This is a genomic window from Halomonas marinisediminis, from assembly GCF_004347715.1.
GTDB classification, from domain to species: Bacteria; Pseudomonadota; Gammaproteobacteria; order Pseudomonadales; family Halomonadaceae; genus Halomonas; species Halomonas icarae.
This window is the reverse complement of record NZ_SLTR01000004.1, coordinates 145,652-171,246: the sequence shown is the minus strand read 5'-3', so window position 1 is coordinate 171,246 and position 25,595 is coordinate 145,652. Positions and strand designations below refer to the sequence as shown.

The 25,595-nt window shown below is 64.6% G+C and carries 22 protein-coding genes; 18 read left to right on the top strand and 4 right to left on the bottom strand.

Annotated elements, in window-relative coordinates; translation table 11 throughout:
- Positions 1–96: 96 nt before the first annotated feature.
- Positions 97–1,134, bottom strand: coding sequence for a tRNA (adenosine(37)-N6)-threonylcarbamoyltransferase complex transferase subunit TsaD (tsaD, locus tag E0702_RS05355; RefSeq protein ID WP_132041937.1), 1,038 nt, complete (start codon positions 1,132–1,134; stop codon positions 97–99).
- A gap of 260 nt (positions 1,135–1,394) precedes the next feature.
- Between tsaD and rpsU the strand changes: the two genes are divergently transcribed.
- The 3 genes from rpsU (at position 1,395) to rpoD (ending at position 5,691) form a co-directional block, all read left to right on the top strand.
- On the top strand, positions 1,395–1,610 hold the full coding sequence (rpsU, locus tag E0702_RS05350; protein ID WP_016416934.1) for a 30S ribosomal protein S21: 216 nt from the start codon (positions 1,395–1,397) through the stop codon (positions 1,608–1,610).
- Between the two features lie 151 nt (positions 1,611–1,761).
- Positions 1,762–3,612 (top strand): DNA primase, encoded by a 1,851-nt coding sequence (gene dnaG, locus E0702_RS05345; RefSeq protein WP_132041936.1) that lies wholly within the window; start codon positions 1,762–1,764, stop codon positions 3,610–3,612.
- A 249-nt stretch (positions 3,613–3,861) separates the two neighbouring features.
- Positions 3,862–5,691, top strand: a complete 1,830-nt coding sequence (gene rpoD / locus E0702_RS05340) for an RNA polymerase sigma factor RpoD (protein WP_132041935.1) — start codon at positions 3,862–3,864, stop codon at positions 5,689–5,691.
- Between the two features lie 138 nt (positions 5,692–5,829).
- On the opposite strand, the gene E0702_RS05335 is transcribed toward rpoD, so the two are convergent.
- Entirely contained in the window at positions 5,830–6,486 is a 657-nt protein-coding gene (locus tag E0702_RS05335; protein ID WP_132041934.1) for a hypothetical protein, read from the bottom strand.
- Between the two features lie 245 nt (positions 6,487–6,731).
- On the opposite strand from E0702_RS05335, the gene E0702_RS05330 reads away from it, so the two are divergent.
- From E0702_RS05330 to E0702_RS05310, 5 genes are all read left to right on the top strand, one after another.
- On the top strand, positions 6,732–7,505 hold the full coding sequence (locus E0702_RS05330; protein ID WP_132041933.1) for an ABC transporter ATP-binding protein: 774 nt from the start codon (positions 6,732–6,734) through the stop codon (positions 7,503–7,505).
- Between the two features lie 17 nt (positions 7,506–7,522).
- Positions 7,523–8,260, top strand: a complete 738-nt coding sequence (locus tag E0702_RS05325; protein ID WP_132041952.1) for an ABC transporter ATP-binding protein — start codon at positions 7,523–7,525, stop codon at positions 8,258–8,260.
- Between the two features lie 84 nt (positions 8,261–8,344).
- Entirely contained in the window at positions 8,345–9,565 is a 1,221-nt protein-coding gene (locus E0702_RS05320) for an ABC transporter substrate-binding protein (RefSeq protein ID WP_132041932.1), read from the top strand.
- 57 nt (positions 9,566–9,622) lie between these two features.
- Complete coding sequence (locus tag E0702_RS05315; RefSeq protein ID WP_132041931.1) at positions 9,623–10,510, top strand: branched-chain amino acid ABC transporter permease; 888 nt, start codon at positions 9,623–9,625, stop codon at positions 10,508–10,510.
- Positions 10,511–10,514: 4 nt separating this feature from the next.
- The gene (locus E0702_RS05310) at positions 10,515–11,498 is read left to right on the top strand and encodes a branched-chain amino acid ABC transporter permease (protein ID WP_132041930.1); all 984 of its coding nucleotides are present in this window, start codon (positions 10,515–10,517) and stop codon (positions 11,496–11,498) included.
- Between the two features lie 58 nt (positions 11,499–11,556).
- Here the strand turns inward: E0702_RS05310 and E0702_RS05305 are convergent, their stop codons facing one another.
- Positions 11,557–12,447 (bottom strand): LysR family transcriptional regulator, encoded by an 891-nt coding sequence (locus E0702_RS05305; RefSeq protein WP_132041929.1) that lies wholly within the window; start codon positions 12,445–12,447, stop codon positions 11,557–11,559.
- Between the two features lie 125 nt (positions 12,448–12,572).
- Here E0702_RS05305 and E0702_RS05300 point away from each other — a divergent pair, with 125 nt between their 5' ends.
- The 3 genes from E0702_RS05300 (at position 12,573) to mtgA (ending at position 15,401) form a co-directional block, all read left to right on the top strand.
- Positions 12,573–13,682, top strand: a complete 1,110-nt coding sequence (locus tag E0702_RS05300; protein WP_132041928.1) for an S-(hydroxymethyl)glutathione dehydrogenase/class III alcohol dehydrogenase — start codon at positions 12,573–12,575, stop codon at positions 13,680–13,682.
- A gap of 13 nt (positions 13,683–13,695) precedes the next feature.
- Positions 13,696–14,553 carry an S-formylglutathione hydrolase gene (fghA, locus tag E0702_RS05295; protein WP_132041927.1) on the top strand — a complete coding sequence of 286 codons (858 nt, stop codon included), beginning with the start codon at positions 13,696–13,698 and terminating at the stop codon, positions 14,551–14,553.
- Positions 14,554–14,696: 143 nt separating this feature from the next.
- Positions 14,697–15,401 (top strand): monofunctional biosynthetic peptidoglycan transglycosylase, encoded by a 705-nt coding sequence (gene mtgA / locus E0702_RS05290; protein ID WP_132041926.1) that lies wholly within the window; start codon positions 14,697–14,699, stop codon positions 15,399–15,401.
- On the opposite strand, the gene E0702_RS05285 is transcribed toward mtgA, so the two are convergent.
- Positions 15,396–16,298: a LysR family transcriptional regulator gene (locus E0702_RS05285; RefSeq protein WP_132041925.1), complete on the bottom strand. Its 903-nt coding sequence runs from the start codon at positions 16,296–16,298 to the stop codon at positions 15,396–15,398. The genes mtgA and E0702_RS05285 overlap by 6 nt on opposite strands.
- A gap of 116 nt (positions 16,299–16,414) precedes the next feature.
- Between E0702_RS05285 and E0702_RS05280 the strand changes: the two genes are divergently transcribed.
- From E0702_RS05280 to E0702_RS05250, 7 genes are all read left to right on the top strand, one after another.
- Entirely contained in the window at positions 16,415–17,857 is a 1,443-nt protein-coding gene (locus E0702_RS05280; protein ID WP_132041924.1) for an aldehyde dehydrogenase family protein, read from the top strand.
- A gap of 28 nt (positions 17,858–17,885) precedes the next feature.
- Positions 17,886–18,893: a dipeptidase gene (locus tag E0702_RS05275; protein WP_205741886.1), complete on the top strand. Its 1,008-nt coding sequence runs from the start codon at positions 17,886–17,888 to the stop codon at positions 18,891–18,893.
- An 83-nt stretch (positions 18,894–18,976) separates the two neighbouring features.
- Positions 18,977–20,665 carry a BCCT family transporter gene (locus tag E0702_RS05270; protein ID WP_132041923.1) on the top strand — a complete coding sequence of 563 codons (1,689 nt, stop codon included), beginning with the start codon at positions 18,977–18,979 and terminating at the stop codon, positions 20,663–20,665.
- A gap of 1 nt (position 20,666) precedes the next feature.
- A complete protein-coding gene (locus E0702_RS05265) occupies positions 20,667–22,427 on the top strand; it encodes a hypothetical protein (protein WP_132041922.1) in 1,761 nt (586 codons plus the stop codon).
- Positions 22,424–23,218, top strand: a complete 795-nt coding sequence (locus E0702_RS05260) for an Ldh family oxidoreductase (RefSeq protein ID WP_132041921.1) — start codon at positions 22,424–22,426, stop codon at positions 23,216–23,218. Before E0702_RS05265 ends, E0702_RS05260 begins: the two co-directional genes overlap by 4 nt.
- 140 nt (positions 23,219–23,358) lie before the next feature.
- Positions 23,359–23,742, top strand: coding sequence for a RidA family protein (locus E0702_RS05255; RefSeq protein WP_132041920.1), 384 nt, complete (start codon positions 23,359–23,361; stop codon positions 23,740–23,742).
- Between the two features lie 136 nt (positions 23,743–23,878).
- Positions 23,879–25,594 carry an NADH-ubiquinone oxidoreductase-F iron-sulfur binding region domain-containing protein gene (locus E0702_RS05250; RefSeq protein ID WP_132041919.1) on the top strand — a complete coding sequence of 572 codons (1,716 nt, stop codon included), beginning with the start codon at positions 23,879–23,881 and terminating at the stop codon, positions 25,592–25,594.
- Position 25,595: the final 1 nt, after the last annotated feature.

Genomic DNA, 25,595 nt, shown 5'->3' with positions numbered 1-25,595 from the left:
CCAGCGCGGCACGGCCTGCATCGCGCCAGGCTCGTCGTGTTCGCCCGCCAGCAGGCGCTGGGCGCTGTGACATAAAGAGCGCGATCATGGCGCCGTTCAGCCACCGGCAGGAGGTTCCAGAGTATCCATCGGCCAGCGCGGCACGGCCTGCATCGCGCCAGGCTCGTCGTGTTCGCCCGCCAGCAGGCGCTGGGCGCCCACATAGGCGATCATCGCCCCGTTGTCGGTACAGAAGCGCCCGCGGGGGTAGAAGGCACGGGCGTTGCGCTTCTCGCACTCGTGCTCCAGGCGCTCGCGCAGCCGCGCATTGGCGCTGACGCCGCCGGCCACCACCAGCCGCTTGAGGCCGGTCTGGTCCAGGGCGCGGCGACACTTGATGACCAGGGTGTCGACCACCGCCTCCTCGAAGGCTCGCGCCACATCGGCGCGGGCCTGCTCGTCGAGCTCGCCGGCCGCCTCGAGCTTGCGAATGGCGGTGAGCGTGTGAGTCTTGAGACCCGAGAAACTGAAGTCGAGTCCCGGGCGGTCGGTCATCGGCCGCGGGAAGCGCAGGCGGCCGGGATCGCCCCGCTCGGCCAGGCGTGCCACCTGAGGGCCACCGGGATAGGCCAGGCCCAGCATCTTGGCGGCCTTGTCGAAGGCCTCGCCGGCGGCGTCGTCCACGGACTCACCGAGCAGGCTGTAGTCACCCAGCCCGCGCACCTCGACCAACTGGGTATGGCCGCCGGAGACCAGCAGGGCCGCGAAGGGGAACGCCGGGCGGTCCTCCTCCAGCATGGGGGCCAGCAGGTGCCCCTCCATATGGTGGACGCCGAGCACCGGAATGTTCAGCGCTCTGGCCATGCCGTGGGCGGTGGCGGCCCCCACCATCAGCGCCCCTACCAGGCCGGGGCCCGCGGTATAGGCGATGGCATCGAGGTCCTGGCGGGTCAGTCCCGCTTCGTCGAGCACCTGCTGGATCAGCGGCAGCAGGCGGCGCGTGTGGTCTCGAGAGGCGAGCTCGGGTACCACGCCGCCATACTCGGCGTGCATGGCGATCTGGCTGTAGAGGGCGTCGGCCAGCAGGCCGCGCTCGGTGTCGAAGAGGGCGACGCCGGTCTCGTCGCAGGAGGTCTCGATGCCCAGTACGCGCATGGTGTCGGCTCGTTTACTCGGAAAAGGCCGCCATTCTACGCGTTATGGACACGGAAAGCATTTGCAAGAACTCGGTGTGGGGTCTAGAATGTCGTGCGCTGCAAGACTGGGTCGTGCACCCAGGTGGCGAAAACCGCGATCGAACCCCTCGTTTTCCGGCGCGCTCAGGCGTTCCGGGCGTTTGTTCTTCGCGAAACGTGCCACCCACAGGGGTGTGCGTACTAACCGAACTCTAGTTACCTAAGGTAGGTGAGTGCTTAATGCCTTCTGTTAAAGTACGTGATAACGAGCCGTTTGACGTCGCGCTGCGTCGCTTCAAGCGTTCCTGCGAAAAAGCCGGTGTTCTCTCCGAGGTGCGTCGTCGCGAGCACTACGAGAAGCCGACTGCGGAGCGCAAGCGCAAGGCGGCGGCCGCCGTCAAGCGTCACGCCAAGAAGCTCCAGCGTGAGCGCAAGCGCTTCGAACGGCTCTATTGATCCGTACTGGAGACGTCGGGCCCTAGGGCCGGGCGGTCTCAGGAGGACGCCAAGCGGCCGCCATCCGGTGGCCGCTTGTTTTTTCCGGGTCGATGGTGACTGCCGTCGCCCCAGGGTAATCACACCGCAGTCGTCGAGGTGATTCGACTTCATGGCCGGACAGATTCCCCAGCGCTTCATCGATGACCTGCTGGCTCGCGTCGACGTGGTCGAGGTGGTGGGCGAGCGGGTCAAGCTCAAGAAGGCCGGACGCAACTACTCGGGCCTGTGCCCCTTCCATCAGGAAAAGACGCCGTCATTCACCGTGAGTGCCGACAAGCAGTTCTATCACTGCTTCGGCTGTGGCGCTCACGGCAATGCGCTACGTTTCCTGATGGAGTACGACAAGCTACGCTTCCCCGAGGCGGTGGAGCAGCTGGCGGGGCGGCTGGGCATGGACGTGCCCCGCGAGGGCGCCGACGACCCCCGGGCCCAGGCGCGCGAGCGCAAGCGCAAGGAGGGGGTCAACCTGCTGGAGCTCTCGGCCGCCTATTTTCGCGAGCGCTTGAAGATGCCCGAGGGGCAGGGCGCCCGGGACTACCTGGAGCGTCGCGGCCTGGCGCCGGAGGTGCTCGAGACCTTCGGGGTCGGCTATGCGCCGGATGGTTGGGAAGGCCTCAAGCGGCACCTGGGTGAGCGCGGCATCGGCGAGCCGGTGCAGGTGGAGTATGGCCTGCTGGTGCATCGCGAGGAGAGTGGTCGCACCTACGATCGTTTCCGCGACCGGGTCATGTTCCCGATCCGGGATATCAAGGGGCGCACCATCGGCTTCGGAGGCCGGGTGCTGGGCGATGCCAAGCCCAAGTACCTCAACTCACCGGAGACGCCGGTGTTCCACAAGGGGCGCGAGCTGTATGGCCTCTATGAGGCGCGCCAGGCCGATCACCGCCTGGAGCGGGTGGTGATCGTCGAGGGCTACATGGACGTGGTGGCCCTGGCACAGTTCGGCATCCGCAATGCGGTCGCCACCCTGGGCACCTCCACCAGCGAAGAGCATCTCGGGCGCCTGTTCCGGATGGTCAACGAGGTGGTGTTCTGCTTCGACGGCGACCGTGCCGGGCGCCAGGCGGCGACACGTGCGCTGGAGACGGCGCTGCCGCTGATGATCGACGGGCGCCAGGCGCGCTTTCTGTTTCTGCCCGAGGGGGAGGATCCGGACACCCTGGTGCGCCGGGAGGGCGCCGAGGCCTTCCAGGACCGCATCACCTGCGCCAGCCCATTGTCGGAGTTCCTCTTCGATCAGGCGGCGGCGGGGCGCGACCTGGCCCATATCGAGGAGCGCGAGCGCTACGCCAGCCAGGTGTTGAAGGCGATCGGACGGCTGCCGGAGGGGGTGCTCAAGTCGCTGATGCTGACCGAGCTGTCGCGCCGCACCGGAGTCGAGGCGGCGAACTTCTCGGCCCTGCTGGCAAGGGGCGAGGTCGTCGCGGGCCGGGAGGCGCGTGGCGATGAGTCGCCGCCGGCCATGGCGGCAGGTGGCACATCGGCGCCACCGCCTCCTCGGGAGCAGGGGAGGGGCGCCTTCCCGCAGCGCTCCGGCGGAGCCTTGAGTCTTGTCGCGAGGGCCCTGCAGCTGCTGCTGCACGAGCCGGAGCTGGTCGCGCAGCTGCCCGCGGAGGATGACTGGTGTCCCGATGAGGAGCCGGATGGTCTGCTCTGCCGTGAGGTGATTCGCCTGCTCAGGGCGGGTGGCTACCGCAGCCCTCAGGTGCTGCTGGCACACTTTCATGGCAGCCCGGAAGGGGAGCGTCTGGCGGCGCTGGCGCGGCGCGAGCTGCTGATTCCGAAGGCGGCGCGTGGTCCCGAGCTGGAGGGCCTGGTGGGGCATTTTCGAAGGCATCGGCGCAGGCGCTCGCCGCAGGAGGAGTTCGACGCACTGCTGGCCAGGGAGAAGGCAGGGGAGCGGCTGTCACGGGAGGAGAGGCAGCGCCTGATGGCGTTGATCACCGAACTGCACCGCTGACCGGAAGGTCAAAAAGACATTCTGAGGACACTCCGGGCTGGCCGTACGGTTGATTTCTCTCCTAACATCCCCACATAGGAGACAGCGCTCGGCACCGGCGTAACCTGACAACCTAACACACCTGAGTAACCGCGCAAATAGATCGAACTGGCAGAAAGGTGCTTTCTGCCGCTATACTGTTCGGCTTTGTGAGTTTTCTCCACCCAGCGCTTCAGGTGTTTCATTCTTCTTCGTCGAGATAGGGTTTCTATGGCTGGAAATGCGCAGCAACAGTCGCGTCTGAAGGAGTTGATCGCGCGCGGCAAGGAACAGGGCTACCTGACCTATGCCGAGGTCAACGACCACCTTCCCGAGGATATCGCCGACCCGGATCAGGTGGAAGATATCATCGGCATGATCAACGACATGGGCATCAGCGTCGTCGAGGTAGCCCCCGATGAAGATACCCTGATGATGTCGGACCACTCCACCGACGAGTCGGCGGCCGAAGAAGCTGTGGCGGCCCTGGCAGCGGTGGAGAGCGACGTGGGTCGCACCACCGATCCCGTGCGCATGTACATGCGCGAGATGGGTACGGTGGAGCTGCTGACCCGCGAGGGTGAGATCGAGATCGCCAAGCGCATCGAGGAGGGCACCCGCGAAGTCATGTCGGCGCTGGCCTACCTGCCTGGCGCGGTGGATTCCATTCTCGAGGCCTACGATGCCACCCAGGACGAGGAAGCGCCGGGCCGCCTCTCCGATCTTTTTTCCGGCTTCATCGATCCCGACGAGGGCATTCCCGGGGTAGCCGAGGCTGAGGTGCCCGAAGAGGAGATCCGCGTCGGGGACGAGGATGAGGACGAGGAGGCCGAGGAGGAGAGCGTCGGTGGCCCCGACCCGGAAGAGTCACGCGCGCGCTTCGAGCAGATCCGCGAGAAGAATGCCGCCGCCAAGGCCGCCATCGAGGCCGAGGGTCGCAACTCCAAGGCGGCCCAGGATGCCCTGGCGCGTCTGGCCGAGCTGTTCTCGCCGATCAAGCTGGTACCCAAGCATTTCGAGCGTCTGGTCAACCAGGTGCGGATCAGTGTCGAGCAGGTGCGCGCCCAGGAAAAGGCGATCATGCAGCTGTGTGTCAAGAAGGCACGCATTCCGCGCAAGACCTTTATCAAGGCCTTTCCCGGCAACGAATCCGACCCCGAGTGGCTGGAGGCGTTCTCCGCCGAGCACCCCAGGTATGCCGAACGCCTGAAGCCGCTGAGTGCTGATATCCAGCGCGCCCAGCGCAAGATCGCCTTCGAGGAAGCGATGGTCTGCCTGCAGGTGCAGGAGATCAAGGAGGTCAATCGTCGTCTCTCCATCGGCGAGGCCAAGGCACGTCGCGCCAAGAAGGAGATGGTCGAGGCCAACCTGCGCCTGGTGATCTCCATCGCCAAGAAGTACACCAATCGCGGCCTGCAGTTCCTGGACCTGATTCAGGAGGGCAATATCGGCCTGATGAAGGCGGTGGACAAGTTCGAGTATCGTCGCGGTTACAAGTTCTCCACCTACGCCACCTGGTGGATCCGTCAGGCGATTACCCGCTCCATCGCCGACCAGGCGCGCACCATCCGCATCCCGGTGCACATGATCGAGACGATCAACAAGCTCAACCGGGTCTCCCGGCAGATGCTCCAGGAGATGGGGCGTGAGCCGACCCCCGAGGAGCTGGGCGAGCGTCTCGAGATGCCCGAGGACAAGGTGCGCAAGGTGCTCAAGATCGCGAAGGAGCCGATCTCCATGGAGACGCCGATCGGTGATGACGACGACTCGCACCTGGGCGACTTCATCGAGGACAGCTCCATGGTGCTGCCCATCGACTCCGCCACCGGTGAGGGGCTGATAGAGGCGACACGCAACGTGCTCGGTGGACTCACCGCGCGCGAAGCCAAGGTGCTGCGCATGCGCTTTGGCATCGACATGAACACCGACCACACCCTCGAGGAGGTCGGCAAGCAGTTCGATGTTACCCGCGAGCGGATTCGCCAGATTGAGGCCAAGGCGTTGCGCAAGCTGCGTCACCCCAGCCGTTCGGAGCCGCTGCGCTCCTTCCTGGACGAGTAATAACACCAGGCGCTCGTCACAACAGCAACAAGCGTTGCTCATGAAAAAGCCCCAGGGTGCAGTTCAGTTCAGAGCTGAACCCTGGGGCTTTTTCGTGGGTGCTTTTCGTGGACGCTGGAGGAGCGGCCGGTGTCTAGCTCAGCCGTTCTGTCGTGCCAGGGCCCAGCGCCGGGCGAGCAGGACCAGCTCGATGACCGCGATCAGCAGCACGGCATAGCCAAACAGCTCCACGACCTCCTCGGCGGCGCTCTTGAAGTCGCGAACATAGTTCTCCTGCAGGATCGCCTGCCAGAAGTCGCCACGTCCGTAGAGCCGCGAGAAGACATAGGTGGTCAGGAAGCCCGCCGCGAAGAGTCCGAAGGAGAAGCTGTTGGAATAGGCAGCGAACTCGGCCAGGAAGCACTGCCGCTTGCGGATGACAACGAACAGGATCGGCAGCACGGTGAGGCTGACCAGCAGCTGCCAGGCACCATCGAAGAGGTAGGTGTCGAGCAGGGCGTCCTGCTCGCGGATCAGCGAGGCAAACAGAAACCCGAACATCAGCAGGCTGATGTAGGGCAGGGTGCGGATTACCAGATGGCTGTAGAGCAGCAGGCCGGCACCGGCGGCCAGCAGGGCGGACTGGGCCAGCTCGGTGAAGCCATGCTCGGAGAAGCGTGTATCGGGAAGATAGAGGGACTCATAGAAGACCCCCTGGGCGATACCCGCCACCAGCAGGATATAGAGTGTCGCGCGCAGGCAGGTGGCGCGAAAGCTGATGGGCCAGGAGGGGGAAGGCAGAGACTTATGTGGCATGGCGGAATTCGTGTCTGAGGGTAACAGTTGAAGGACATCTTACCCGGTCCGTCGAGGGGGAGCTAACTTCGCCGGCGACTTGTTTGCAAACTATTGAATTTCAGGGGCCTACACCATTAGTCGCGTTTTTATACCGAGCCTATTGCCGAGCGGTAATGCATCCTCTAGCTTACGTTAACGTAAAGCCTGGCAACAACGATAACAGTACCACGGCGGGTCGCGTGGCGACCCCAAGAGGAAGGCTCATGACCCAGGAGTTAATACTGGAAACTCGCGGGTTGACCAAGGAGTTTCGCGGCTTCACCGCCGTGGACGATGTCAACCTCAAGGTCCAGGAAGGGCATATCCACGCCCTGATCGGCCCCAACGGGGCCGGCAAGACCACCGTCTTCAACCTGCTCACCAAGTTTCTGCCGCCGACCCGCGGCGAGATTCTCTATCGCGGCAAGCCCATCACGCGCATGAAGGCCAACGAGATCGCCCGTCTGGGGCTGGTGCGCTCCTTCCAGATCTCCGCGGTGTTCGGTCATATGACCGCCCTGGAGAACGTGCGGGTGGCCCTCCAGCGCAAGCTGGGCACCTCCTTCCACTTCTGGAAATCCGAGCGCAGCCTCGATCATCTCAACGACCGTGCCATGGAGCTGCTCGATGAGGTCGGCCTGGCCGAGTATGCCGATGTGCTGACCGTGGAGATGCCCTATGGCCGCAAGCGTGCCCTGGAGGTCGCCACCACGCTGGCTCTCGAGCCGACGATGATGCTGCTCGACGAGCCGACTCAGGGCATGGGAGCCGAGGATGTCGACCGCATCGTCGAGTTGATTCGGCGGGTCTCGGCGGGGCGCACCGTGCTGATGGTGGAGCATAACCTCAGCGTGGTCAGTCGCCTCTGCGACCGCATCACCGTGCTGGCCCGTGGCGCCGTGCTGGCCGAGGGCGACTATCAGGAGGTATCGCGCAATCCCCAGGTCCGCGAGGCCTACATGGGCAGCGAAGCGGCGGCAGAGGAGGCCAGCGCATGAGCCAGACATCCGAAGCGATGCAGGATCCGGTCCACCAATACCAGGATCATGAAGGCGCCGAGATGCTGCGGGTCAGTGACCTGCACGCCTTCTATGGCGAGTCGCATATCCTTCACGGCGTCGATTTCGATGTGAAGCGCGGTGAGCTGGTGACCCTGCTGGGGCGCAACGGCGCCGGTCGCAGCACCACCCTCAAGGCGATTATGAACATGGTGGGTCGACGTACCGGCTCGATCATGATCAATGGCAACGAGGCGATGGGCATGAAGTCCCATCATATCCCGCGGCTGGGGATCGGTTACTGCCCTGAGGAGCGCGGGATCTTCTCAAGCCTCGACGTCGAGGAGAACCTGCTGCTGCCACCGACGGTGCGTTCGGGAGGCATGTCCATCGACGAGATCTACACGATGTTCCCCAACCTCTATGAGCGTCGGCGTAGCCAGGGCACCCGGCTATCCGGGGGCGAGCAGCAGATGCTGGCCATGGCGCGAATCCTGCGCACCGGGGCGCGACTGCTGCTGCTCGACGAGATCACCGAGGGGCTGGCACCGGTCATCGTCCAGGCACTCGGCGAGGTGTTGATCAAGCTCAAGGAGCGTGGCATGACCATCGTGCTGGTGGAGCAGAACTTCCGCTTCGCCGCGCCCCTGGCCGACCGTCACTTCGTGATGGAGCACGGCCGTATCATCGAGGAGATCACCGCCGCCGAGCTGCCCTCGCGTCGCGATCACCTCAACAGCCTGCTGGGCGTGTGACGGCGCGTTGGCCGTCCGGCAGTTTTCCTAGCGTCAACCGTATCGACAACAACAAACCGCCCCGCGTGGGCCACGGAGTCAAGCATGACCTTCAATCGCAAGATTCTCGCCTCCAGCGTAGCCCTAGCCGCCGCAACCCTGATGGCGACCGGCGCCCAGGCCAGCATGAGCGACGATGCCGTGCGCATCGGCTATCTCGCCGACATGTCCGGCACCTATCGTGATCTCGCCGGTCCGGGTGGCCTCGAGGCCCTGAAGATGGCCGTCGAGGACTTCGGCGGAGAGGTCAATGGCGTGCCCATCGAGGTGTTCAGTGCCGATGACCGCAATAGCGCCGATGTCGGGGCCAACACGGTACGTGAGTGGTTCGACACGCGTAATGTCGATCTGGTGGCGGGGCTGGTGGCCTCCTCGGTGACCATTGCCGCCACCAAGGTGATCGAGGAGAACGATGGCCTGGGCATCGTTTCCGGTTCCGCCGCGTCCAGCATTACCAACGAACACTGCACCCCCAACCATATTCACTGGGTCTATGACACCTACCCGCTCGCCAACGGCACCGCCAAGGCAGTGGTGGAACAGGGCGGCGACAGCTGGTTCATGCTCACCGCCGACTACGCCTTCGGCCATGCCCTGGAGGGCGACGTGACCAGGGTGGTGGAGGAGAATGGCGGTGAGATCGTCGGTGGGGTGCGACATCCCTTCCCCACCAGCGACTTCTCCTCCTACATCCTCCAGGCCCAGGGTTCCGGTGCCAAGATCGTCGGGCTGGCCAATGCCGGTGCCGACACCGTCAATGCCATCACCACCGCTAGCCAGTTTGGCCTGACCCAGTCCGGCCAGCAGCTCGCCGGCCTGCTGATCTTCCTCAACGACGTCCACTCCATGGGTCTCGAGGCGACCCAGAACCTGTTGCTCACCACCGGCTGGTACTGGGACATGGATGAGCAGGCGCGCGAGTGGGCCGATCGCTACTTCGAGCGGACCGGCAAGCGGCCGACCATGGTGCAGGCCGGCATCTACTCCAGCACCGCGCACTATCTGGAGACCGTGGCCGAGGCGGGTACCGATAACCCCGAGCAGATCCGGGCGGCCATGGCCGAGCGCCCCGTGGAGGACTTCTTCTCTCGCAATGGCTATATCCGTGAAGATGGCCGCATGGTCCACGACATGTATCTGGCGCAGGTGAAGACTCCCGAAGAGTCCGAGAACGAGTGGGATGTCTACGAAATCCTCTCCACGATTCCCGCCGAAGAGGCCTTCCGTCCGCTTTCCGAAAGCCAGTGTGATCTGGTCAACAACTGAGTGGATGCAGAATCGGCGGCGGCTTCGGCCGCCGCCACCTGAGGGGAGGTCCATCGCATGACAATGATTTTCGGTGTGCCGTTGATGGTATTTATGGGTCAGCTGATGCTGGGCCTGATCAACGGCGCCTTCTATGCCCTGCTCAGCCTCGGGCTGGCGGTGATCTTCGGTCTGCTGAAGATCGTCAACTTCGCCCATGGTGCGATGTATATGCTCGGTGCCTTCACGGCGCTGTTGGGGCTGCAGTACCTGGGGCTCAACTACTGGGCGGCCCTGCTGGTGGTACCGCTGGTGGTGGGTGGGCTGGGCATGCTGATCGAACGCTTTATCCTGCGCCGCATCGCTCACCTCGACCACCTCTACGGGCTGCTGCTGACCTTCGGTCTGGCGCTGATCTTCGAGGGGTCACTGATCAACTTCTTCGGGGTCTCGGGGTCCAGCTATCCCACTCCCGACGTCCTGCAGGGCGGCGTCAACCTGGGTTTCATGTTCCTGCCCATCTACCGTGGCTGGGTGCTGGTTGCCGCGCTTGCGGTCTGCCTGGCGACCTGGTTCATCATCGAGCGGACTCGCCTGGGGGCCTACCTGCGCGCCGGCACCGAGAATCCGGCCCTGATGCAGGCCTTTGGCGTCAACGTTCCCCAGCTGATCACCCTGACCTACGGCTTCGGCGTGGCGCTCGCCGCCTTTGCCGGGGTGCTGGCCGCACCGCTCTATCCGGTCTCGCCCACCATGGGCTCGAGCCTGCTGATCGTGGTGTTTGCCGTGGTGGTGATCGGTGGCATGGGCTCGATCATCGGTGCCGTCATCACCGGCCTGGCCATGGGGCTGATCGAGGGCCTGACCAAGGTCTACTATCCCGAGGCTGCCAACACCGTGATCTTCGTGGTGATGGTGGTGGTCCTTATGCTGCGTCCCGCGGGACTCTTCGGCAAGGAGGCTTGACACCATGTCGGCAACCCAGACCCTGACGCCTGCCATGAAACTTCGCCGCAAGGCCAAGATGCGTCGCAACCTCCTCTACCTGGCGCTGGTCGCCATCGCCCTGGTAGCCCCCTTCGTGGCCTATCCGGTCTTCCTGATGAAGGTGCTCTGTTTCGCACTGTTCGCCTGCGCCTTCAACCTGCTGCTCGGCTATGCCGGCCTGCTCTCCTTCGGGCATGCCGCCTTCCTGGCCACCGGTGGCTACTTTACCGGCATCATGCTGGCCAGCTACCCGGGGCTGACGCCCGAGCTTGGCATCCTGATCGGTACCTTCGCCGCCGTGGTGCTGGGCACGCTGTTCGGCGCCCTGGCGATCCGCCGGCAGGGTATCTACTTCGCCATGGTGACGCTGGCGCTGGCGCAGATGATGTTCTTCTTCTTCGTCCAGGCGCCCTTCACCGGCGGCGAGGATGGCCTGCACGGGGTGCCGCGCGGCGAGCTGTTCGGGGTGATCAGTCTCGAGAGCAACCTCAACATGTACTACTTCGTGCTGGCGGTGTTCCTGATCGGCTTCGCGATCATCCAGCGTGCCGTGCATTCGCCTTACGGCCAGGTGCTTCGGGCGATCCGCGAGAACGAGCCTCGTGCCGTGTCACTCGGCTACAACGTCGATGCCTACAAGCTGGTGGCCTTCGTGCTCTCCGCCGGTCTGGCGGGTCTGGCGGGCTCGACCAAGACCGTGGTCTTCCAGCTCGCCTCGCTGACCGATGCCCACTGGCACATGTCCGGCGAGGTGATCCTGATGACCCTGCTGGGCGGCGTGGGCACGCTGTTCGGCCCCCTGGTGGGTGCCGGCGTGGTAGTCAGCCTGCAGACCCAGCTGGCGCAGTCGCCGCTCGGCAACTGGGTCAGCGTGATCCTCGGCGCCATCTTCGTGATCTGTGTGCTGAGCTTCCGCAGCGGCATCGTCGGCGAGATCCAGAAGGTGGTGCGCAAGAACTTCAAGTGACCCCCGGTTCCCGCGATGTTTTATTACGAAGACCTATGGCGCCCCGCGGGGCGCCTTTTTAATGCGCGCTGGACAGGCGTTGCGGCAGGTAGCTCACCAGGTGATCGAGAAAACGCTGCAGCTTGGGCGAGCGCTGGCGATGGCGGGGGAAGACCGCCCAGACCGCCGTGTCGTCGTGGCGGTAGGCATCGAGCACCGAGATCAGGGCGCCGCTCGCCAGGTGCTCATCCACGTAGTAGTCGGGCAGTTGGGCCAGCCCCAGTCCCTTCAGGGCGGCATCGAGCAGCGCAGGCCCCGAGTTGGCCCGCCACTGGCCACTGACGCGTACCTCGCGGCGCACCCCATCCACCGCGAAGCGCCACTGGTCGCGGCTGCCGATCAGGCAGCGATGGCGAGAGAGTTCGGCCAGGGCATGGGGCTGTGAGATATGTTCGAAATAGGCGGGAGCGCCCACCACATATTCGCGGCGCTCGCACAGCCGCCTGGCCACCAGGCTCGAGTCCTCCAGTCGCCCCATGCGGATCGCCACATCGAACCCCTCGTCGATGATATCCACCTGGCGGTTGGTGAAGTGCATGCGGACCTCCAGCTGAGGGTGCTCGAGCAGGAAGTCGTTGACCAGCGGAGCGAGAAAGCGCTCGCCGAAGGTGGTGGCGGAGGTCAGGGAGAGACGCCCCTGGGGGCGGTCCTGGAGGTCATCGATCGCCGCCTCGGCCTCGCGAAAGCCGTCGAACAGATGGCGGCAGTGGCGGTAGTAGAGCGCCCCGGCGTCGGTCAGGTTGATCTGGCGCGTGGTGCGATAGAGCAGGGCGGTGCCCAGTTGTTGCTCGAGCTGACTGACCAGTCGGCTGACATGCGAGTTGGATACCGACAGCTCCCGCGCGGCCGCCGCAAAGGTGCCTAGCCGCACCACCTCGACGAAGGCTTCGATACGATCCCAGCGCTGCATGGACTCTCCTGAAGAATGCAAGATTGTTGCTGTATGGCAATAATGTAATGCTTTTGGTGCGGTTTATACCGGCTCGGTTTATCGCCTAGACTGTATCTGAACTTTCCCAAGCGAGGAGAACGATTATGAAGTCACGCGCCGCCGTTGCCCTGGAAGTGGGCAAGCCCCTTGAGCTGGTCGAGATCGATGTCGAGGGCCCCAAGGCCGGTGAAGTGCTGGTGCGCATGGCCGCCACCAGCGTCTGTCATACCGATGCCTTCACTCTCTCGGGTGCCGACCCCGAGGGCTTGTTCCCCTCGGTGCTGGGCCACGAGGGTGCCGGCATCGTCGAGGAGGTGGGCGAGGGCGTCACCAGCGTGCGTCCCGGGGACCACGTCATTCCGCTGTATACCGCCGAGTGTGGCAAGTGCAAGTTCTGCCTCTCCGGCAAGACCAACCTGTGCAGCTCGGTGCGCGCCACCCAGGGCCAGGGCCTGATGCCCGATGGCACGTCGCGCTTCTCGCTGGACGGCAAGGCGCTACATCACTATATGGGATGCTCCACCTTCAGTGAGTATACCGTGGTCCCCGAGGTGTCCCTGGCGGTGGTCTCCAAGGAAGCGCCGCTGGACAAGATCTGCCTGCTCGGCTGTGGCGTGACCACCGGCATCGGCGCGGTGATGAATACCGCCAAGGTCGAGCCGGGCTCCACCGTCGCCGTGTTCGGCCTCGGTGCCATCGGCCTGGCGGTGATCCAGGGCGCCCAGATGGCCAAGGCCAGCCGCATCATCGCCATCGATGTCAATCCCGAGAAGTTCAAGCTCGCCGAGCAGTTCGGTGCCACCGAGTTCGTCAATCCCAAGGATCACGCCGGCAGCATCCAGGAGGTGATCGTCGACATGACCGATGGCGGTGTCGACTACTCCTTCGAGTGCATCGGCAACGTGAACGTCATGCGCCAGGCGCTGGAGTGCTGTCACAAGGGCTGGGGCGAGTCGATCATCATCGGTGTTGCCGGTGCCGGCGAGGAGATCAGCACCCGTCCGTTCCAGCTGGTGACCGGCCGGGTCTGGAAGGGCTCCGCCTTCGGCGGCGTGAAGGGCCGTACGGAGCTGCCGGGCTACGTGGAGCAGTACATGAACGGCGAGATCAATATCGACGACTTCATCACCCACGACATGTCGTTCGAAAAGATCAACGAGGCCTTCGATCTGCTGCACAAGGGCGAGAGCATTCGCACCGTGCTTCACTATTGAGGATGTTTTTATCATGACCATGACCGAGAACCTCGAACTGGTATCGGCCAACAAGAGTTTCGGCGGCTGGCACAAGCGCTACCGCCATCGCTCCCGGGCGCTGGACTGCGAGATGATCTTCGCCATCTACCTGCCGCCCCAGGCCGAGACCGAGCGGGTGCCGCTGCTGTGGTGGCTCTCCGGACTGACCTGCAACGACGAGAATTTCATGCAGAAGGCGGGCGCTCAGCGCGTTGCCGCCGAGCTCGGCGTGGCGATCATCTGTCCGGATACCAGCCCGCGTGGCACCGATCTTCCCGGCGAGCATGACAGCTATGACTTCGGCTCCGGGGCCGGCTTCTACGTCAATGCCACCCAGGAGCCCTGGAAGCGCCATTACCGCATGTACGATTATGTGACCGAGGAACTGCCCTCGGTGGTGCGCCAGCACTTCCCGGTCAATGGTCGCGAATCGATCAGCGGGCACTCCATGGGCGGTCATGGCGCACTGGTGGCGGCGCTGCGTCGGCCGGGACACTATCGCTCGGTATCGGCCTTCGCGCCGGTCGTCAATCCTACCGAGTGCCCCTGGGGGCAGAAGGCCTTCTCGAGCTATCTCGGCGACGACCGCGGCAAGTGGACCCAGTATGACGCCTGTGAGCTGGTAGCCCGGGGTGCCTCCAGCCAGCCGCTGTTCATCGACCAGGGTGAGGCGGATGACTTCCTCGAGGAGCAGCTCAAGCCCGAGCGTCTCGAGGCGGTGTGTGCCGAGCATGACCATCCGCTGACCCTGCGCCGACAGCCGGGGTACGATCACAGCTACTACTTCATCGCCTCCTTTATCGAGGAGCATCTGCGCTACCACGCCGAGCACCTGCACAAGAAGCGCTGATGACGCGTCCGGTCGCCTAGTCCGATCGCCAAGTTCTCCCGTGTGTGTGACTTGCCAGGCCCGTATACTGCCAGCTACAACAGACAAGCGGGCCTGGCACGAGGGGCACAAGTGGAGAGAGATGCGATGCGATTGGGGCAGCCATGATCAGGACGCTACTTCGTAGAGTAACGGGGTGGTTATGGCGTGCCGCGCTGGGCTTCGTGGTGCTGTCGGTGCTGCTGGTGCTGCTGTTCCGCCAGGCGCCGGTGTTCGGCTCCATGGTGATGGTGGAGCGCAAGGTACACTCCTGGCTTGCTCGTGAACCCATCGATCTTCAGCATCGCTGGCGGCCCTGGGAGTCACTCTCCGATCATGCCAAGCTGGCGGTCATCGCCGCCGAGGATCAGCGTTTTCTCGACCACCACGGCTTCGACCTGGTGGAGATTCGGCGTGCCTGGCAGGCGAGTCGCAATGGTGGCCGGCTGCGCGGTGCCAGCACCCTGAGTCAGCAGACCGCCAAGAACCTCTTCCTGTGGAGCGGACGCAGCTGGGTACGCAAGGGCCTGGAGGCCTGGTTTACCCTGCTGATCGAACTGGTCTGGCCCAAGCAGCGTATCCTCGAGGTCTACCTGAATATCGCCGAGTGGGACAGCGGCGTCTTCGGCCTGGAAGCCGCGGCCCAGCACTACTTCGGCGTCTCTGCCGAGCGGCTCGGGCCGCATCAGGCCAGCCGCCTGGCGGCGATCCTGCCCGACCCGCGCGGACGCGATGCCGCACGCCCCTCGGCCGAGGTGGTCCAGCGCAGCGCCTGGATTCGCCGACAGATGCGCAATCTTGGCGGGACGGCTTACCTCGATCGACTATGACGGCTTGTCTGCTTTCCGAGTCTGCTCCCCGAGCTGCTCTATCAGATGCTGTCGCATCGCCGCCGCCGCCGGTGACAGGCTGACATCGACCCGGCAGATCAGCCCGATCTGACGTTCCACGTAAGGTTCCGACAGCGGCACGAAGCGCAGTCGCGCGTACTCCTCGGGAAATGCCAGTCGCGGCAGGGTGGTGATGCCGATGCCCGCCTCCAGCATGGCATTCAGCGAGATCATGTTGGAGATATCGAAAGCGCTCTGCGCCAGCAGAGGCTCGGCATCGGTTCCCGCGAGGAGCCGCGAGGTGCCGTTGCGGATCAATACCTCTCCCTGAAGCTCCTGCCAGCTCAGCGCCTGGCGGTCGGCGAAGCGGTGGTCCTCACGGCATACCACCCCGATGGCATCGCGCATCAACGGGTAGAAATCCAGCTCGGCGTCCGCCTGCCACAGGCTGGAGATGCCGAGGTCCACCTCACCACCGGCCACCATCCGGCCTACGAAGTCGGCGTTGCCGTCGTGCAGGCTGACCCTGAGATCCGGGTAGCGCTGGATGAAATCACTGAGCAGGCGTGGCATCAGCCGGCTGGCCACCGAGGGCACGGCCGCCATGTCGATATGCCCGGCGCGCTTCTCCACCCGGGCGACCAGGTCCCGGCTGACCCGATCGTGCTGTGTCACGAGCTCGCGGAAGCGCGGCAGGCAGTAGGCCCCGAAGGGGGTGAGCGTCGCCTTGCCCCCCTTCTCGAACAGCGGCTCGCCCAGCCGCTGTTCGAGCTCACGTACCGCCATGGAGAGCGCCGGCTGGGTGCGGTGCAGATGGCGGGCGGCGGCATGAAAGCCGCCCTCGTCGACGATGGCCAGCACATAGCGGAGGGGCTGTATCTTGAGCTCGGGATGCATGAGGACCTCGGCGGGGCAGGGTGATAAGAAGACCTTATCATTTTATCTTTATTTTTGATTACCTCTTATCTTCGGGCATCGCCTAGGATGGCTTTGATCATATCTAGGAGGTTTCCATGTCCCACGTTCACGCTCTCTACATCAATGGCACCTGGGTCGAGGGTCAGGGCAGCATCGCCAACGTCAACCCCTCTGACACCAGCGATATCGTCGGCGAGTATGCCCAGGCCAGCGTCGCTCAGGTAGGGGAGGCCATCAGCGCCGCCAGGCAGGGCCAGAAGCAGTGGGCCAGGACTGGCCTCGAGCATCGCTATGGCGTGCTGATGGCCATCGGCGATGAACTGATCGCGCGCAAGGCAGAGCTGGGTGAGCTGCTCGCCCGTGAAGAGGGCAAGACGCTGGCCGAGGGCATGGGCGAAGTCCATCGTTCGGGGCAGTTCTTCCACTACTACGGCGCCGAGGTGCTGCGCCAGATCGACGAGCGCGCCGAGTCGGTGCGGCCGGGCGTGGAGGTCGATATTCGTCGCGAGCCGGTAGGGGTGGTCGGCATCATCAGCCCCTGGAACTTCCCCATGGCCACGGCGGTGTGGAAGATCGCTCCGGCACTGGCCTTCGGCAACGCGGTGGTGTTCAAGCCCGCCAACCTGGTACCGGCCAGCGCCTGGGCCCTGACCGAGATCATCAGCCGCCAGGAGCTGCCTGCCGGTACCTTCAACCTGATCATGGGCTCCGGCGGCTCGGTGGGCGATGCGCTGATCTCGAGCCCCGAGATTCATGCAGTGAGTTTCACCGGCTCGCTGGAGGTGGGTCGCCGCGTGGCCGCCGCCACCGCCGCCAACCTGGTCAAGTGCCAGCTGGAGATGGGGTCCAAGAACGCCCTGATCGTGGCCGACGACGCCGACCTGGACCTGGCCGTGGAGGCCGCCTTCAACGGCGCCTACTCCGGCACCGGCCAGAAGTGCACCGCCTCCTCGCGACTGATCGTCACCGAGAAGGTCCATGACACCTTCGTCGAGAAGCTGATCAAGCGGCTCGAGCGGGTCAAGGTCGGTCATGCCCTGGAAGAGGGCGTGAGCTTCGGCCCGGCCGCCGATGCCCGACAGCTGGAGTCGAACCTGGCCTGGGTCGAGCGCGCCCAGCGTGAAGGCGCCAGGCTGGCCTTCGGCGGTGAGCGCCTCGAGCGCGATACCGACGGCTACTTCATGGCGCCGACGCTGTTCGTCGACACCACCAACGACATGCCGATCAACCGCGAAGAGGTGTTCGGGCCCATCGCCTGTGTGATCAAGGTGGCCGACGCCGATGAGGCCATCAAGGTGCTCAACGACACCCACTTCGGCCTGACCGCCGGCATCATCACCGACTCCCTGGCGCTGGCCAGCGAGTTCAAGGCCCGCGCCGAGACGGGCTGCGTCATGGTCAACCTGGCCACCGCCGGCACCGACTATCACGTGCCCTTCGGCGGTCGCAAGAACTCGAGCTTCGGCCCGCGTGAGCAAGGCCGCTACGCCCGCGAGTTCTACACCGTGGTCAAGACCTGCTACGTCAAGGCCAACTGAGCCAGGGCCCAAGAGAGGAGTCGAGCTGATGTCCAAGCAGATGCTGACGGTCGATGGCCTGCAGTACTCCAACTGGTCGAGGGAGATCTTCGAGCAGATGCGCGAGGGCGGCGTCGATGCCGTCCACGCTACCCTGGTCTACCATGAAACCACCCGCGAGACGCTCTCGCGGATGGGGGAGTGGAACCGGCGCTTCGAGGAGCACGCCGACCTGATCATGCCGGTGCGCCAGGCGAGCGATATCGAACGCGCGCGTCAGGCCGGCAAGGTAGGGATCTTCCTGGGTGCCCAGAACTGCTCGCCCATCGAAGACGACGTCGACATGGTGGAGGTGATGCGCGATCTGGGGTTGCTGATCATGCAGCTCACCTACAACAACCAGAGCCTGCTGGCCTGTGGTTGCTACGAGGCCGAGGATAGCGGCATCACTCGCTTCGGGCGCCAGGTGATTCGCGAGATGAATCGGGTCGGCATGGTCATCGACATGTCACACAGCGGTGAGCGCTCGACCCTGGACGCCATCGAACTCTCCAGCCGTCCGGTCATCATTTCCCACGCCAATCCGGCGAGCTTCCATCCGGCCAAGCGCAACAAGTCCGACAGGGTGCTCAAGGCCATCGCCGAGTGCAATGGATTGCTGGGGTTCTCCGCCTACCCGTTCCATCTCAGGAACGGCTCGGACTGCACCCTGAGCGAGTATTGCGAAATGATCGCTCGCACTGCCGACCTGATGGGGGTGGAGCATCTGGGGATCGGTACCGATCTGTGCCAGAACCAGCCCACCTCGATCCTCGATTGGATGCGCAATGGTCGTTGGTCGAAGGAGATGGACTACGGCGAAGGCAGCGCCACCAACGCCGGCTGGCCCACGCCACTGGCCTGGCTGCGTGACAGCCGTGACTTCCCCAACCTGATCGAGGGGCTGCGTGGTGTCGGCTTCGCGGAGCAGGAGGTCGCCGGGATCATGGGACGGAACTGGGTGGCGCTGCTGGAGCGTGCCGCCGCGCCCGAGCAGGGCCTGAACCGGGTTGCCTGAAGGGAAGAGATCAGCGGTCACAAACATAAAAATCACAACAGCGGCCCCGCTCCCCTAGGGGCCCTACGCCAGAGGCCACTCTGATGTCGTCAACCAAGACCAATACCAATATCGCTACTAGTACCGACGCCACTACCAATACCGACACTACCGAAGATTCGCTGCCTGCCGGCCAGCACCGACTGGGCGATCCCGTCGTGCTGACCCTGAGCATCGGCTTTATCGTGCTGTTCGTGGGCCTGTCACTCTATGATATCAACGGCGTCGCCGATGCCATTGGCGCAGGCTTCGCCTGGACGGCCAAGGCCCTCGGCGCCTACTTTCAGTTGCTGTTGTTGCTGACCTTTCTGGTCGCCATCGGTCTGACCTGCACGCCCATGGCCAGCGCACGCATCGGCAACACCTTTACGCCGGAGCTCTCCACCTTCAAGTGGGTGTCGATCATCATGTGCACCCTGCTGGCCGGTGGCGGGGTGTTCTTCGCCGCTGGCGAGCCGATCTACCACTTCGTGACGACGCCGCCGTCATTCGACACCGAGGCGGGCACTGTCGACGCCATCGCGCCGGCACTGGCCCAGTCCTTCATGCACTGGGGCTTTCTGGCCTGGGCGGTACTGGGCAGCCTGACCTCCATCGTGCTGGCCCACGCCCACTACGACAAGGGCCAGCCGCTGCAGCCGCGGACACTGCTCTATCCACTGTTCGGCGAGCGCATCATGAGCGGCATGTTCGGGGGTGTGGTCGATGCGCTCTGCGTCATCGCCGTGGTCGCCGGTACCGTGGGTCCCATCGGCTTTCTCGCCACCCAGGTGAGCTTCGGTCTGCATGAGCTGCTCGGTGTGGTCAACAACTACACCACCCAGCTGATCATCCTGATCTGCCTCGGTGCCATCTATGTCACCTCGGCGGTTACCGGCATCGACAAGGGCATCCAGCTGCTGAGCCGCTTGAATGTCTTCCTGGCGCTCGGCATCGCGGCGGTGATCTTCCTGTTCGGCCCCACGCTGTTTCTGGTCAACGCCTTTACCCAGGGCTTTGGCGAATACCTGACCAATTTCTTCACCATGTCGACCATGACCGCCCAGAGCGCACCGGACTGGTGGATGCAGTGGTGGACGGTGTTCTTCTTCGCCTGGTTCATTGGCTATGGTCCGCTGATGGCGATCTTCGTCGCGCGCATCTCCAGAGGGCGCACGATCCGTCAGATGATCCTGACCGTTGCCGTGCTGGCGCCCATCGCCACCACGATCTGGTTCACCCTGCTGGGCGGCTCGGGCATCTTCTATCAGTTCACCGGGGTGATCGACCTGAGCGAGGCACTGAGCAACTTCCAGTTCGACGTGGCTACCCTCACCGTGGCTCAGGCACTGCCCGGTGGCACCTTCATGGCGCTGGCGATCCTGGTGCTGACCACCATCTTCGTTGCCACCACCGGCGACTCGATGAGCTATGCCATCGCCGTGGTCGGCGCCGGCCACGACAGGCCCAGCTCGCTGATCCGTGCCTTCTGGGGCATCACCATGGCACTGATGGCGGCAATCCTGCTGTACATGGGCTCCGGTCAGATCAGCGCCCTGCAGCAGTTCATCGTGCTCACCGCCATTCCGGTGTCGCTGGTGCTGCTGCCGTCACTATGGACTGGCCCCCAGGCCGCCATCGCCATGGCCCGCAATCAGGGGCTTGTCTCCCGGGATCTGCGGCCGATCGCGGTCCCGCCAGCCTCGTCAGCGCCGTCGTCACAGCCAGGCTCGGCGCCCTCTCAGGAGCAGTAACATGATCGATCGCGTTTCTCCGCTCGAGGAGAGCCTGCGCCTGCGTGCCCCGGAGCGGGTCATGGACCTGGAGCGCCTGGGCAGCCTGCACCCCAGCCGTCTGAGCTTCGTGCGCAGCCTGATACGCCAGATGGCACGCCAGCGCTGGCAGATCAGCACGACGCGTTTCGATCTCGACGACGACGGCCACGGCACGGCCATCTATCGTCTGCAGACGCCGCGCGGTCGCTATCATGGGGTGATCTTCTCCCAGCCGCTGCCCGATGAGGCGCGTTCGGATCGCGTCATCGCCGAGGCCTGGGACGTGACCTTCGGCGTGGTCGAGGGAGATGTGGACGACGCCCTGCTCGAGCAGATGGCGGCCAACGTGCCGCTGCAGGAAGCCGGCCGCCAGCACCCGCGCCTGCTGGTGCTCTCCCGGGCCAATCGCAGCCTGCGAAACTTCGCCGCCTTTAGCGAGGCGCTCAGCGCCGGCCAGCAGCCCGACCCCAGGTGGATCACCCGGGTCGGCTACCTGTATCGCACCACGGCCGTCTACGGTAACGGCAAGTTCGGCATCGCCGACTTCGACCGCCTGCGTGACAACCCGGACTTCCAGCGGCCCTTCTCGGCCCAGATGCTGGGGGTCTACCTGCTGCGCCACTTCTCCATCGAGCAGATCGAGCACATCGCCAGGCGTCAGGCGCCGGCGACTGCCGTCGGGCTCGCCACCCCGCTGCGGCGCTACCTGGGGATCGGCAACTCGACCGGGCTCGGCATGGCCCCGTTTCTGATCAACCATCCGCAGTTGATCGAGCAGTGGGTCGAGAGTCGTGAGCAGGCGCTGGCCCAGATCAGTGCCCAGCAACCCGACGAGGAGCAGCGTGCCGCGCTGATTGCACTGGTTAGCCGTGCCCAGCGCCATCTGGAGCAGACCGTCACCGAGGATGTCGAACAGAGTGCGCGCAATGTCGAAACCGCGGCGGCCCTGCCCGAGGTGCGCATCTGGCTCGAGCAGGTGCCGTTGACCGACGACCTCTGGCAGGAGCTGGTCGAGTGGGGTCACCGGACCCTGTCGCTGGAGACCCAGGAGCTGATCAACACCCTGCTGCTGGAGATCTACCCGGACATCGTCGAGCCCTTTGAGGACCGCATGGGCGTCGATGAGCGCATGGAACTGACGCCGGAAATGCCGCTGGTGCGCCTGAAACAGCTGATCGAGACCCACTATGACTGGGCGCTCTCCTATGACTTCGACGACCCCGACAATCGCTACTGGTTCTGGTATCGCTCCGTCGAGAAGGAGGAGCCACGGCTTGGGGTGCGCGATCACGAGCCCGGTGCCGACCGCGAGCTCAAGCTGGCCATCGCCCCGCGGGTAGCGGATACCCATCGCGTCATCAGCGACTATCTGGGTAACCACCCACGCGCCTCGGTGGTCGACTTTCTGATCCAGCATTCGCGTCACAAGGAGATCGTGCGCCGCATTCAGACCATGGTCGAAACGCCTTTCGGCGAGATTCGGGCCAACCTCTGGGCTCGCGACATGAAGCCCATGCATCTGCTGCGCACCAAGCTATCGTTCTTCGGCGCCAGCCGCTTCGACCCCAAGTCGGACCGCTGGGTACGCATCACCCTGTTCCAGGGGGCACCGCTGGTCGAGGAGCTCAACGCCGAGCCCGACGACCTGCGTGCCTTCGACGACTGGAGCTTTCCGCTCGAACCATCGACAAGCCACGCCGAGGATACCCCCACCCCCGTTACCACCGGAGTCACAACATGAAGGTCTCCTACAACGAGCTCCAAGGACTCTGCCGCAAGGCCTTTCTGGGCCTGGGCTTTGAAGATGGCGATGCCAGCGATGCCGCCGACATGGTCGCCTGGATGCAACTCCATGAGCTCGATGGACTGGAGGCCCTGAACCGTGGCCTCGATTATCTGCTGGCCGAGCAGCATGCCCAGGAGCATGCGCCGGTGCAGCTCTATTCCGATGGTGATCTCGCGGTACTCGATGGCCAGGGTCATAGCGTTCTCAGAAGCTCGAGCCTGGCGTTGGAGCTCGGCTTCGCCAAGGCGCGCGCCCGGGGCCTCTCGGTGATCAAGATCCGGCGCTGTCACAATCGCCAGCTGATCATGGGCTATCTGGCTCGCATCGCCGGGCGAGGCATGAACGTCACCGCCTTCTGGCGCAACGCCCAGGCCCCGGAGGGCAGCGACCAGCCGCCGCTGACAGAGCAGGTGGTCGGCTTTCGTGCCAACAGTTCGGTGCCCGAGATCCGCGTCTATGCGGTGAAGCAGGTACCCGAGGAGAACGAGCCAAACGACGGCATCACGCTGGTGTTTGCCAACCATGTCGACCTGCTGCCGTCGATGCGCTCCGAGTTCGACTACGAACTGCTGGCCCGCCATGAGGAGTCGACGCTGCTGGCCTGTCGCGAGCGGGCCATGCTCGATGGCATCCCCATCAACGACGGCGTGTGGAACAGGCTCAAGGATCTGGCTGCCCGCATCCTGGTCGAATCCACCGATGCCTCCCGCGGTGGTGCCGGAGCCGGAACCACCGACAACGATTGAGTCATCGACTCATCGAGTGACGACCAGGCCCGGTGCTCAGCCACGAGGAGCGCCGGGGCCTCGCTGTCCCCCCATCGATCTGTCCGCCCATCCCCTATCCACCAATCCACCTATCCAGCACCCCAGAGAAGGACACCCGCATGGTTCAGCCCGTTATCACCGACCTGTTCGCTTCCCGCGCCCCGCTGTCATGGGCAACCGTGGGCAATGGCATCCTGTTCACCGCCCAGATTCCGATCGACGACCAGGGCGAGGTCGTCAGCGGCGGCATTGAAGCCCAGACCCGCCAGACGCTGGACAATCTGGTTCATACCCTGGAGTGCGCCGGCGGTGGCGTCGAGAACCTGACCCAAGTACTGATCTACGTGACCCGGCGCGAAGACCTCGCCACGGTCAACAGGCTCTACGCCGAGGTGGTGAAGGCTCCCTATCCCAATCGTGCCGCCATCATCGTCTCGGGGTTCGCACGCGAAGAGATGCTGGTCGAGATGGTGGCCTACGCTGCCATCGATGAGGCAAGCTGATAGAGGCGCTGGCGGCTGCCTGGAGATTGTCCTGGCGCGGGGCAGGTGCCACCATAGAGATGAATCATATCAACGCACGCGAATATAGAACCCGCTGACCGTCGCGCCTCTTAACAATTATGACAACGAGCTCGTTATGACTGTGGAGATCACTCAACCGAAGCGTCGCCGCGGCAGGGCCCGTGGCCGCGAACTGGCCCCGCTGGCGCTCGCCGGGCTGCGTCGCCTGCTGGGCGATGAACGCAGCGACCCCAGCCTGCAACGCCGCGACCGCCTGATCGAGCATCTGCATGCCATCCAGGATGCCCATGGCCACCTGGCCATGGTCGAGCTGCGGGCGCTGGCCGCCTACATGAACCTGCCCATGGCGGCCATCTACGAGACCGCGACCTTCTACGCCCACTTCGACGTCGTCCACGACGACGAGACACCGCCGCCGGCGGTGACGGTGCGCGTCTGTGATTCACTCTCCTGCCAGCTGGCCGGCGCGGAGGCTCTGAAGGCAGAGCTCGAGGCCGGTGCCGCCTCGGGTGCGGTTCGCGTGGTGCGCGCGCCCTGCATGGGGCGTTGCGATAGCGCGCCGGTGGTGGAGGTGGGGCATCATCATGTCCGCTACGCCAGCGTGGAAGGGGTCGAGGCGGTGATCGATACCGGTCACTTCCACCCCGAGACGATTCTCTGGCAGCGTCTGGCCGACTACCGCGAGGCCGGTGGCTACCGACTGCTGAATGCCTGCCGCGACGGCGAAGTGAGCGTCGAGAGGCTGATCAAGGCCTTCGAGCATGCTGGACTGCGTGGCCTGGGTGGCGCCGGCTTTCCGCTCTACCGGAAGTGGCAGGCGGTCCGCGCCGAGCCGGGCCCTCGCTATGCGGTGATCAATGCCGACGAGGGCGAGCCCGGTACCTTCAAGGATCGCTTCTATCTGGAGCGCGAGATCCACCGTTTCCTGGAGGGCGCCCTGGTCGGCGCCTGGGTGGTGGAGGCCGAGGCGCTCTATATCTACCTGCGCGATGAGTATCCCGGCCTGCATCGGGTGCTGCACAAGGCCATCGACGAGCTTGAGGAGGCCGGCCTGGTGGCGCCGGGCCATATCGTGCTGCGTCGCGGTGCCGGCGCCTATATCTGTGGCGAGGAGTCGGCGCTGATCGAATCCCTGGAGGGCAAGCCCGGCAAGCCCCGCCATCGTCCCCCCTTTGTTGCTCAGAGGGGGCTCTTCGACCGTCCGACCCTGGTCAACAATGTCGAGACCGTCTACTGGGTCCCGCGTATCTGGGAGCAGGGGGCCGAGTGGTTTGCCGGCCAGGGGCGTCATGGTCGGCGTGGTCTGCGTAGCTTCTCGGTCTCCGGCCGGGTCAAGCGCCCCGGGGTGCACCTGGCTCCGGCGGGTATCACCCTGCGCGAGCTGCTGGAGGAGTACTGTGGCGGCATGGCCGAGGGCCATCGCCTGCTGGGCTACCTGCCCGGCGGCGCCTCCGGGGGAATCCTGCCGGCCAGCAAGGCGGACATCCCGCTCGATTTCGATACCCTGCAGGAGCATGGCTGCTTCATTGGCTCGGCGGCGATCGTCGTGCTCTCGGACCAGGATGATCTGCGTGCCGTGGCCAGCAACCTGCTGGCCTTCTTCGCCGACGAGTCCTGCGGACAGTGCACGCCCTGCCGTGTGGGAAGCGAGAAGATGCTCACCCTGCTCGAACGCGACGAGTGGGATGTCCCGCAGCTCGAGCGGCTCGCCCGGGTAATGATGGATGCCTCCATCTGCGGCCTGGGCCAGGCCGCGCCCAACCCGGTGATCAGCCTGCTGCGCGACTTCCGCGGTGAGCTTGCCGGCCGTAATCTGATCGCCAAGGGGTGAG

What these genes read in the sequence shown, in the direction of transcription:
- E0702_RS05315 (WP_132041931.1), top strand. Translation starts at nt 9,623, where the DNA reads ATGACAATGATTTTCGGTGTGCCGTTGATGGTATTTATGGGTCAGCTG.
- E0702_RS05330 (WP_132041933.1), top strand. Translation starts at nt 6,732, where the DNA reads ATGACCCAGGAGTTAATACTGGAAACTCGCGGGTTGACCAAGGAGTTT.
- E0702_RS05285 (WP_132041925.1), bottom strand. Translation starts at nt 16,298, where the DNA reads ATGCATCCCGAGCTCAAGATACAGCCCCTCCGCTATGTGCTGGCCATC.
- E0702_RS05325 (WP_132041952.1), top strand. Translation starts at nt 7,523, where the DNA reads ATGCAGGATCCGGTCCACCAATACCAGGATCATGAAGGCGCCGAGATG.
- E0702_RS05260 (WP_132041921.1), top strand. Translation starts at nt 22,424, where the DNA reads ATGAAGGTCTCCTACAACGAGCTCCAAGGACTCTGCCGCAAGGCCTTT.
- E0702_RS05265 (WP_132041922.1), top strand. Translation starts at nt 20,667, where the DNA reads ATGATCGATCGCGTTTCTCCGCTCGAGGAGAGCCTGCGCCTGCGTGCC.
- E0702_RS05335 (WP_132041934.1), bottom strand. Translation starts at nt 6,486, where the DNA reads ATGCCACATAAGTCTCTGCCTTCCCCCTCCTGGCCCATCAGCTTTCGC.
- E0702_RS05310 (WP_132041930.1), top strand. Translation starts at nt 10,515, where the DNA reads ATGTCGGCAACCCAGACCCTGACGCCTGCCATGAAACTTCGCCGCAAG.
- E0702_RS05320 (WP_132041932.1), top strand. Translation starts at nt 8,345, where the DNA reads ATGACCTTCAATCGCAAGATTCTCGCCTCCAGCGTAGCCCTAGCCGCC.
- E0702_RS05270 (WP_132041923.1), top strand. Translation starts at nt 18,977, where the DNA reads ATGTCGTCAACCAAGACCAATACCAATATCGCTACTAGTACCGACGCC.
- E0702_RS05250 (WP_132041919.1), top strand. Translation starts at nt 23,879, where the DNA reads ATGACTGTGGAGATCACTCAACCGAAGCGTCGCCGCGGCAGGGCCCGT.
- dnaG (WP_132041936.1), top strand. Translation starts at nt 1,762, where the DNA reads ATGGCCGGACAGATTCCCCAGCGCTTCATCGATGACCTGCTGGCTCGC.
- tsaD (WP_132041937.1), bottom strand. Translation starts at nt 1,134, where the DNA reads ATGCGCGTACTGGGCATCGAGACCTCCTGCGACGAGACCGGCGTCGCC.
- E0702_RS05305 (WP_132041929.1), bottom strand. Translation starts at nt 12,447, where the DNA reads ATGCAGCGCTGGGATCGTATCGAAGCCTTCGTCGAGGTGGTGCGGCTA.
- rpoD (WP_132041935.1), top strand. Translation starts at nt 3,862, where the DNA reads ATGGCTGGAAATGCGCAGCAACAGTCGCGTCTGAAGGAGTTGATCGCG.
- E0702_RS05280 (WP_132041924.1), top strand. Translation starts at nt 16,415, where the DNA reads ATGTCCCACGTTCACGCTCTCTACATCAATGGCACCTGGGTCGAGGGT.
- mtgA (WP_132041926.1), top strand. Translation starts at nt 14,697, where the DNA reads ATGATCAGGACGCTACTTCGTAGAGTAACGGGGTGGTTATGGCGTGCC.
- rpsU (WP_016416934.1), top strand. Translation starts at nt 1,395, where the DNA reads ATGCCTTCTGTTAAAGTACGTGATAACGAGCCGTTTGACGTCGCGCTG.
- E0702_RS05275 (WP_205741886.1), top strand. Translation starts at nt 17,886, where the DNA reads ATGTCCAAGCAGATGCTGACGGTCGATGGCCTGCAGTACTCCAACTGG.
- E0702_RS05300 (WP_132041928.1), top strand. Translation starts at nt 12,573, where the DNA reads ATGAAGTCACGCGCCGCCGTTGCCCTGGAAGTGGGCAAGCCCCTTGAG.
- E0702_RS05255 (WP_132041920.1), top strand. Translation starts at nt 23,359, where the DNA reads ATGGTTCAGCCCGTTATCACCGACCTGTTCGCTTCCCGCGCCCCGCTG.
- fghA (WP_132041927.1), top strand. Translation starts at nt 13,696, where the DNA reads ATGACCATGACCGAGAACCTCGAACTGGTATCGGCCAACAAGAGTTTC.